The organism is Pseudomonas sp. G7(2022) (genome assembly GCF_052660475.1).
Genome location: NZ_CP109659.1, coordinates 2,076,618 through 2,087,179, shown reverse-complemented (window position 1 = coordinate 2,087,179; position 10,562 = coordinate 2,076,618). Strand labels below are relative to the sequence as shown.

The 10,562-nt window shown below is 64.3% G+C and carries 1 pseudogene; it reads right to left on the bottom strand.

Annotated features, from left to right (window positions below):
* Positions 1-58 precede the first annotated feature (58 nt).
* Positions 59-10,438: pseudogene (locus tag NE357_RS09435) on the bottom strand (amino acid adenylation domain-containing protein); the annotation flags it as partial.
* Positions 10,439-10,562 lie beyond the last annotated feature (124 nt).

Here is a 10,562-nt window from a genome sequence, read left to right as displayed (position 1 = left end):
ACAGATCGGTGACGAAGTCGGTGGAAACCGGCGCCGTCTCGATCAGACGCAATTGGCTGAGCGAGCACTCACCCGCCTCGGTCATCTGCTCGAGCAAACGCTGCAAGTGCGCGCCCAGTTGTGCCACGCTGGCGTCGGCAAAACGGTCGCGCTGGTAGCTGAAGTGCACCGACAGCTCGGCGCCCAGATGCACCAGCAGGGTCAACGGATAGTTGGTCTGTTCGTGGTTCTGCACCGGACCGAATCGCAGGCCCTGCGGCGCGCCTTGCTCCAGCGCTTCGGCAATCGGGTAGTTCTCGAACACCATCAGGCTGTCGAACAGCGCGTCACCGCCCTGCCCGGCCCAGCGCTGGATCTGCGCCAGCGGTGTGTGCTCGAACTCGCGCAGCGCCAGGTTCTGCGCCTGTACGCCTTGCAGCCAACTGGCCAGGCTCTGCTGCGCTTGTGGCGCGGCGATCACCGGCAAGGTGTTGATGAACAGGCCGACCTGCTGCTCGGCCCCCGGCAGATCCGCCGGGCGCCCGGCAACGGTGGCGCCGAACGCCACGCACTCCTTGCCGGTGTAGCGCTGCAACAGCAGCAGCCATGCGGCTTGCATCAGGGTGTTGACGGTGACTTTCGAGGCTCGGGCAAACTCGCCCAGACGCTGGGTCAGGCTGGCATCGAGCACCTGGAAATGATCGCCATAACCGACGCTCGGCAGACCGGCACTCGGCCGCGCGATGGCATCGGCCAGACGCGTCGGCTCTTGCAGATTGCCCAGCGCCGCCAGCCAGTAGGCTTCGGCAGTCGCGGCGTCCTGACGCTGCAGCCAGGCGATGTAATCGCGGTAACGCCCGGTCGGACGCGGCACCGCTGCGCCGCTGTAATGCTGCAACACTTCGCCGAGCAACTGCGCACTGCTCCAGCCGTCCATCAGGATGTGATGGTTGGTGTAGATCAGGTGATGACGGTTTTCAGCGATGCGCACCAGCACCAGACGCAGCAACGGTGCGCAGCTCAGGTCGAGGCCTTGGGCACGTTCTTCATCGGCAAGTTTTTTCAGCGCGGCATCAACGTCGCTCTGACCGTTCCAGTCGAGTACCCGGAACGGCACTTCGAGCTGACGCTGCACCACTTGCACCGGCTGCTCCAGATCGCCCTGCCAGACGAAACCGGTGCGCAGGATGTCATGAGCATCCACCACCGCTTGCCACGCGGCGCGGAAACGCTGCGGGTCGACGCCATCGACGTCCAGACGCATCTGGTTGATGTAGTCGCCGTTGCCGTGTTCGAGCAAGGTGTGGAACAGCATGCCCTGCTGCATCGGCGACAGCGGGTAGATGTCGTCGATGGTCTGCGGCTGTGGCGCCAGTACGTCGAGTTGGGCCTGGGTCAGGGTCGCCAGCGGGAAGTCCGACGGGGTCACGCCACGGTTGGAGCTGTCGCAGCAATGGGCGATCAGCGCGGTCAGCTCTTGCAGGTAATCGTCGGCCAGACGCTGGATGGTCGCCGGCTCGAACATCTCGCGGCTGAAGGTCCAGCTCAGGTCCAGCTCGCCGTTGAACACCTTGCCGTCGAGGGCCAGCGGGCTGCCCAGCGGGCCTTGCAGGTTGACTTCTTCACCGCCGGATTCGCTGGTCGGCACGAACAGCGCTGCGTCGCCGGCCTCTAAACTGCCGTCGAACTGGCCCAGATAGTTGAAGGTCAGGCGCGGCGTCGGCAACGCCTGCAGGACGGCCCGGGCGTGGTCGTCACCCAAGTGCGCCAGCGCACCAAAACCGATGCCTTTGTTCGGAATCGCCCGCAGTTGCTCCTTGATCTGTTTCAGCGACGCGCCGAGGTCAGCGGTCGGGGTCAGTTTTGCCGGGAACAGACTGGTGAACCAGCCCACGGTGCGGGTCAGGTCGACGTGATCGAACAGGTCTTCACGACCGTGCCCTTCCAGTTGCACCAGCACATTGTCGTCACCGGTCCAGCGCACCATCACCCGCGCCAGCGCGGTCAGCAGCAGGTCGTTGACCTGGGTGCGGTAGGCCGCCGGGGCCTCTTGCAGCAGTTGGCGGGTCAGGGTTTTGTCCAGCGGCGTGCGGATCGACATGGCCTGGCAATGTTGCTGGCCACCCTGCGGGTTGTCGCACGGCAGAGTGTTCGATGCGCCTTGCAGATGCTGTTGCCAGAAGCCCAGCTCGGCTTGCAACGGCGCGCTGCCGGCGTAGTCCTGCAACGCTTCGGTCCAGGCTTTCACCGCACTGGTCTTGGCCGGCAGCTGCACGGCCGCCCCCGACTGGATTTGCCGGTAAGCGCTTTGCAGGTCTTCGAACAGAATCCGCCACGACACGCCATCCACCACCAGGTGATGGACCACCAGCAACAGACGATGGCTGCCATCGGCCAGGTCCGCCAGCACCGCACGGATCAGCGAACCGCCGCTCAGTTGCAGACTGCGCTGGGCCTGATTGCCCAGCACTTCAAGGGCCGCCAGATCGGCGACCTCGACTTGCCACAGCACGGTTTCGCCGGCCCGGGTTTCAACATCGCGGTACTGCGCCGTCCAGCCCTGCGGTTGCTCGGCAAAGTCCAGGCGCAGGCTGTCGTGATGCACGACCAGTGCATCCAGTGCCTGCTCCAGAACAGAAGCATCCAACAGCTGAGCGGTCTTGAGCATCACCGACTGGTTCCAGTGATGACGGTCGGGAATCGGCTGGGCGAAGAACCACTGATGAATCGGCAGCAACGCCGTTTCGCCGGTCACCGGTTGCTGATCGATCGGTTGCACCGGCTCGCCGGTCTGCACCACATTGGCCAGGGCCTGAATGGTCTGGTGCTGGAACAAATCTTTCGGGGTGAAGCGCAACCCGGCCTGACGGGCGCGGCTGACCACCTGGATCGAGATGATCGAATCGCCGCCCAGCTCGAAGAAGTTGTCGGTCAGGCCGACGCGTTCCAGCTTCAGCACGTCCTGCCAGATCGTCGCCAGTTGCTGCTCCAGCGCGCTTTGCGGCGCCACGTAAGACTGCTGCAATTGGCTGACGTCAGGCTTGGGCAGGTTCTTGCGATCGAGTTTGCCGTTCGGCGTCAGCGGCATGCGCTCGAGGGTCAGCACGTAGGCCGGGACCATGTGCGCTGGCAGCGTGGCCTTGAGTTGCGCCCGCAGTTGCTCGGCGAAATCCGCCTGTTGCGAATCGCCGACGACGTACGCCACCAGCCGTTTGCTGCCAGCGCTTTCCTGGGCCACGACCACCGCTTCGCGCACACCGTCGAGGGCTTGCAGACTGGCTTCGATTTCACCCAGTTCGATACGGAAACCACGGATCTTCACCTGGTTGTCGATGCGTTCCAGGTAGTCAAACGTGCCGTCGGCACGCTGGCGCACCAGATCGCCGGTGCGGTACAGCACGCCACCGCTTGCGCTGAACGGGTCCGCGACAAAGCGCTCGGCAGTCATCGCCGGGCGATTCAGGTAACCACGGGCCACGCCGCTGCCACCGAGGTACAGCTCGCCGGCCATGCCTTGCGGCAACAGATTCAGATCGGCGTCGAGCACGTACGCGCTGCGGTCGCCGATGCGGCTGCCGATTGGCGCGTAGGCGGCGCCGCACGGCACATCGCGACCAGCCTTCCAGATCAGTGGCGTGACCACGGTTTCGGTCGGGCCGTAGCCGTTGATGATGTACTCCGGGTTCAGCGCACGCTTGACCCGTTCGAAACTCGCATTCGGAACCGCATCACCGCCGAAGCAGTAGATGCGCACCTTTGGCGGATTGCCCACGCGCTCGGCGTGTTCGGCCAGTTGTTGCAGGTACACCGGCGGGAACGCGACCACGGTCACGCCGTGCTCGATCATCGCGTTGTAGGTCTGCTCCGGTGTCCACAAGCTGTCGTCGCGAATCAACAGCGAGCCGCCGTGGGTCAGGCTGGTCAGCCAGCGCTCATGGGCGCCGTCGAAGGCGAACGACATGAAGTGGAATTCGCAATCGCTGTCGCGCATTTCATAGCGCTCACCGATGGCCAGGCAGTGCATCGCCAGCGGCCCGTGGGTGACGCTGACGCCTTTCGGGTTGCCGGTGGAGCCGGAGGTGTAAATCACGTAGGCCAGATTGTCCGGATCGATCGTCACCACCGGCGCCTGCGCCGAATGGCCGCTGAGGTCGAGGCGATCCAGTTCCAGCACGCTCATGGCGTCGTCGATAGGCAGTTGCGCCGACACGCGGGAATCGCTCAGCAGCAGCGCCAGACCGCAATCCTGCATCAGGTACGCCAGACGCTCGCGCGGGTAGCTGGTGTCGAGCGGCACATAGGCGCCGCCGGCCTTGAGCACCGCCAGCAAGGCGACGATCAGACCTTCGCCGCGCGGCATCGCCACGCCGACCCGCACTTCGGCGCGCACGCCACGGGCCACCAGTTCATGGGCCAGACGGTTGGCCCGGGCATCCAGTTCGCCGTAGCTGTAATGCTTGCCATCGAAAATGACCGCCGTGCGATCAGGCTGCAGCGCCGCCAATCGGGCGTAGCGCTGGTGCACGGCGATATCGGTCGGGTACGCCTGCGGATGATTTTGCGCCTGTTGCCGCGCATGTTCGTCAGCCGTGGCCAAAGCGATTTCACCGAGACGACGCTCGGCGGATTCAGCGAACTGTTCCAGCAGATGCAGCAACTGCGCGCTCAGGCGCTCGACCGTGGCGACGCTGAAATGCGCCTGGTCGAAGCTCATGTGCAGCGCCAGGGTTTCGCCCAGCGTCACGCCGAGGGTCAGCGGATAGTGGGTCTGATCCTGGTTGGCGACTTCGCCGAACACCACGCCTTCGGCGGTGCCGTGTTGCAGCGCTTCGGAAATCGGGAAGTTCTCGAACACCAGCAGCGTGTCGAACAGCGACTCGCCGCCCTGCCCGGCCCAGCGCTGAATGCTCGCCAGCGGTGTGTGTTCGAACTCGCGCAGCGACAGGTTCTGCGCCTGCACCGCCGCCAGCCACGCGGCCACGGTCTGATCGGGACGACTGCCCGCAATCAACGGCAAGGTGTTGATGAACAGACCGACCTGCTGCTCGATGCCCACCAGTTCCGCCGGACGCCCGGCCACGGTGGTGCCGAACGCCACGCAGGCGCTGCCGGTGTAGCGCTGCAACAGCAGCAGCCACGCGGCTTGCACCAAGGTGTTGACGGTGACTTTCTGCTCCCGGGCAAACGCATTCAGACGACCGGTGCGCGACGCTTCGAGGTCGTAATGCTTGAGCAGATGACCGACCTCGCTGCGAACTTCGCCACCGCCGGCCGCAGCTTGCGCCAGCACCGTCGGCTCGTGGAAATCCGCCAGTTGTTGCAGCCAGAACGCTTCGCTGACCGCCGCGTCCTGACGTTGCAGCCACTGGATGTAATCCGAGTAACGGCTGATCGGACGCGGGGGTTGCTGGCCGGCATAACGCTGCAGGACTTCGCCGAGCATCTGCGCGCTGCTCCAGCCGTCCATCAGGATGTGGTGGTTGGTGAAGATCAGGTGATGTCGGTTATCGCTGACGCGGATCAGGGTCACGCGCAGCAGCCCGGCCTGAGTCAGGTCGAACCCTTCGGCCAGATCGGCGGCGGTGAAATCCTTGAGGGCCTGGGCGATGTCGCTGTGTTCACGCCAGTCGAGCAGCGTGTACGGCAGCGCCAGTTGGCGATGGATGATTTGCAGTTGCTCCTGCAATTCGCCCTGCCAGATGAAGCCGCTGCGCAGGATGTCGTGAGCGTCCATGGTCGCTTGCCACGCCGCACGGAAACGCTCGGGATCGAGGCCGTCGACATCGACGCACAACTGGTTGATGTAAGTGCCGGCGCCCTGTTCGTACAAGGTGTGGAACAGCATGCCCTGCTGCATCGGCGACAGCGGATAGATGTCTTCGATGCCCGCGGCCGGCACCGGGATCGCGTCCAGTTGCGCCTGATCGATGTGCGCCAGCGGGAAGTCCGACGGCGTCACGCCCATCGAATCCGCGTCGCAGCAATGGCTGATCAAGGCTTGCAGTTCGCGCTCGTAATCCTCGGCCAGACGGGCGATGGTCGCCTCGTTGAATTGCTCGCGGCTGAAGGTCCAGCGCAAGTCGAGTTCGCCGTCGTAGACCTGACCTTCGACGCCCAGCCAGTTGTCCAGCGGCGCGTCGAGGCTTTGCTCGAGCCCGGCGCTTTCACCGGCCGGGCTGAACAGTGCACCGTCCTCGGCATCGAAGCTGCCATCGAACTGGCCGAGGTAGTTGAAGGTGATGCGCGGCATCGCCAGCGCCTTGAGGCAGGCCTGGGTGGACGCCTCGCCCAGATGGCGCAGCACACCGAAACCGATGCCTTTGTTCGGAATGGCGCGCAGTTGTTCCTTGACCTGCTTGATCGCCGCCGCAACGGAATCCGCCGGTGTCAGACGTACCGGAAACAGACTGGTGAACCAGCCGACGGTGCGGGTCAGGTCGATGTCGTCGAACAGGTCTTCGCGGCCGTGGCCTTCCAGCTGAATCAGGGTGTCGGCGTGGCCGGTCCAGCGGCTGATGACTCGCGCCAGTGCGGTCAGCAGCAGATCGTTGACCTGTGTGCGGTAAGCGGCCGGGGCCTGTTGCAGCAATTGCTGGGTGAAGGTTTTGTCGAGGCGGCTGTGCAGCACCAGGGCGTGACGGCTTTGCAGGCTGCCCTGCGGGTTGTCGCAGGGCAGATCCAGTGCCGCGCCGTCGAGTTGTTGCTTCCAGAATCCCAGTTCGGCCTGCAACGACTCGGTCGCGGCATAAGCTTGCAGATGCTCGCCCCAGACCTTGTAGGCGCTGGTTTTCGCCGGCAGTTTGATTGCGTTTTTTTGCGCAGCCTGTTGATAAGCCAGTTGCAGGTCTTCCAGCAGAATCCGCCACGACACACCGTCCACCACCAGGTGATGCACCGCCAGCAGCAGACGCTGACTGCCATCGGCGACGGTCGCCAGCACCGCGCGCAGCAGCGGGCCGTTTTGCAGGTTCAGGCTTTGCTGGGCCTTGGCGTACAGCGCTTGCCGTTCGCTGTCGGCCAGCGTGTCGGCGGTCCACAACAGTTCCGGATCATAAGCCGTTGGCGCCACTTCGGCACGCCAGCCTTCGGTGCCTTCAACGAAGCGCGAACGCAGGCCGTCGTGATGGGCAAGCAATGCATTCAGCGCCTGCAACAGTGCTTCGGCGTTCAGGGCTTGGTGGCTGCGCAGCAGCACCGCCTGGTTCCAGTGGTGACGCTGGGGAATCGGGTCTTCGAAGAACACCTGCTGGATCGGCAGCAACGGCAGTTCGCCGGTCACCGGGCCCTGATCGATGCTCACGCTACCGCTGCCCTGCTGCGCCACGCTGGCCAGACCTTGTACGGTCTGATGCTGGAACAGATCGCGAGGGCTGAAATGAATCCCGGCCTGACGCGAGCGGCTGACCACCTGAATCGAGATGATCGAATCACCGCCCAGTTCGAAGAAGTTGTCGGTGAGGCCGACCCGTTCGAGCTTGAGCACGTCCTGCCAGATGCCGGCGATTTTCTGCTCCAGCTCGCTGCGCGGCGCGACGAACGCCTGCTGCATCTGGCTGGCGTCTGGCGCCGGCAAGGCCTTGCGGTCCAGTTTGCCGTTCGGGCTCAGGGGCAGTTCGGCGAGGAACAACAGCTGCGTCGGCACCATGTAATCCGGCAGGCTGTCCTTGAGCTGCGCCTTGATCGCTTCCCGCGCCGCGCCTTGTTCGTCGACCGTCGCTGCAACCACGGACGCATCTTTCGGCACCACATACGCCACCAGTTGCAGGCTGCTGCCGCCCTGCACTGCCAGCACCACGGCTTCGCTGACGTCGTTCAGTTCCAGCAGGCGCGCTTCGACTTCGCCCAGCTCGATACGGAAACCACGGATCTTCACTTGATGGTCAACCCGGCCGACGTATTCGAGCTGGCCGAGGGCGTTGTAACGCGCCAGGTCGCCGGTGCGATACAGGCGCGCCCCAGTGCTGGAAAACGGATCGGGAATGAAGCGTTCGGCAGTCAGATCGGCACGCTGGAAGTAACCGCGCGCGAGCAATTCACCCCCGATCAGCAGTTCACCGACCACACCGACCGGGGTCGGCTGGCCGTCAGCATCCAGCAGATAAGTGTGACGACCCGGCAGTGGTTGACCTATCGGCATTGTCAATTGCAACGGCTGGCGACCGAACACGTAGTCGCTGCAATCGAGGGTAGTCGCCGTAACGGTGGCCTCGGTCGGGCCGTAGGTGTTGAGCAGTTTGACGTGCTCGAGCCCGGCCTGACGCCAGGCCTGCACACCTTCCGGCGGCATCGCTTCACCGCCGCTGTGCACCTGACGCAGCGCCGCGTAGTCACGCGGGCCGGCGGCGGCGAATTCCTTGGCGATCATGTTCCAGTAAGCGGTGGTCAGGTCCATGACCGTGATGCGGTGTTCAACAATGTTCCGGTACAGGGTTTCGCTGTCCCACACTTCGTTGCCGCGCAGCACCACCGAGGCGCCACAGGTCAGCGGGCCGAACAGCTGCTCGCCGAATGCATCGAAGTTGAAGGTCGCAAATTGCAGCGCACAATCGGCAGCGCTCAGGCCGTAGTAATGCTGCGAGGCGAATGCGTGTTTGCTCAGGGCTCCGTGGCTGATGCCGACGCCTTTCGGGCGACCGGTGGAGCCGGAGGTGAACATCACGTAGGCGAGGTTGTCGGCCCACACGGTGCGTTGCGGATTGCTTTCATCGGTGTGGGCCCAGATTTCGGCCTGATCCAGACACAGGCTCTGGACGTTCTGCGGCACCGGCAAACGGTCGAGCAAATGGCTTTGAGTCAGCAGCAAGCGGCTGCCACTGTCTTCGATCATGCACAGCAGGCGATCGCGCGGGTATTGCGGATCCAGCGGCACATAAGCGCCGCCGGCCTTGAGCACGGCGAGAATCGCGACGATCAGTTCCAGTCCGCGATCCACCGCCACGCCCACCAGCACGTCCGGGCCGACACCTTGCGCCAGCAGCGTGCGCGCCAGGCGATTGGCCCGGGCGTTGAGCTGGGTGTAGGTCAGTCGCTGGCCGTCGAAAATCAGCGCGACGGCATCCGCTGTCAGTTCGGCCTGGGCTTCGAACAGTTGATGCACCGGGCGCTCGCTCGGCCATTGGGTGTCGTGACGGCCCCAGTCCTGAGTCAGTTGTTCGAGCTCGGTCGTTTCCAACAAAGCAATTTCACCGACGCGCTGCTGCGGATCGCTGACGATGCTGTGCAGCAAGTTCATCCAGTGACGCGCCATGCGCTCGATGGTTTCCGGCTCGAACAGATCCGTGGCGTAGGTGAACGCCGCGTGCAGCTGCCCGCCCTTCTCGTAGGTGTCCAGGCTCAGGTCGAACTGGGTGCTGCGGCTTTCCCACTCGATGACGCCCAGCTCCAGACCGCTGCCGACCTTGAGCGTGGTGACGTCGGCGACTTCCGGCTGGTGGTTGTACATCACCTGGAACAGCGGGTTGTAACTGAGACTGCGCTCCAGTTTCAGCGCCTCGACCAGACGCTCGAACGGCAAGTCCTGGTGGGCCTGGGCGCCGAGGGCGGTTTCCTTGAGGTCACGCAGCAGATCGGCGATGGAGGTCTGGCCGTCCAGTTCGACGCGCAGCACCTGAGTGTTGACGAAGAAACCGATCAGCCCTTCGATTTCCCGGCGGTTGCGGTTGGCAATCGGCACTCCGACGCGCAGGTCGGTCTGGCCGGTGTAACGGTGCAGCAGAATATTGAAGGTGCCGAGCAACAGCATGAACAGCGTCACGCCGTGCTGACGGGCGATGCCGCGCAATTGCTCGACCAGCGCAGCGTCCACCACGCGTTCCAGACGCCGACCCTGATTGCTCGGCAGCACCGGGCGCGGGTGATCCACCGGCAATTCCAGTACCGGATGTTCGTCGCCCATCTGCGCCAGCCAGTAGTCGAGTTGACGCTGCTGTTCGCCCGCCTCCAGCCAGCGGCGCTGCCACAGGGCGTAGTCGCTGTATTGCACCGTCAGCGGCGGCAGTTCGGCAGCGCGGCCCTGATCGTGGGCGTCATAGCAGCGGCAGAATTCGTCGATCAGCACGTTCATGGACCAGCCGTCGGAGACGATGTGGTGCAAGGTCAGCAACAGCACGTGTTCCTGCTCGGCCAGTTGCAACAGGCGCACCCGCAGCAGCGGGCCGTTGGCCAGATCGAACGGCAGCAGCGATTGCTCCTGCGCGGCGGCGGCCACACGGGCTTCACGTTCGGCGGCAGGCAAATCGCTGAGGTCGATGCGCTGGATGTCCAGCGGTTGTTGCAGCGGCACTTGCAGCAGGCTGTCGTCAGGCTGCTGCTGGAACACCGTGCGCAGGGTTTCGTGACGTTCGATCAGGCTGGCGAAGGCTTGCTCCAGCGCCGGCTGGTTCAGGCGACCGGTCAGGCGCACCGCCGCCGGCAGGTTGTAGGCGCCGCTTTGCGGGTCCAGATGCCAGAGAAACCACATGCGTTGCTGGGCATACGACAGCGCCTGCCGATCCTCGGCCTCGACGCCTGCGGGAATCGGGAACCGGGAAAAATCCACCCCTTCTTTCGCCAGGGCAGCCAGGAACATCTGGCGCTTTTCCAGG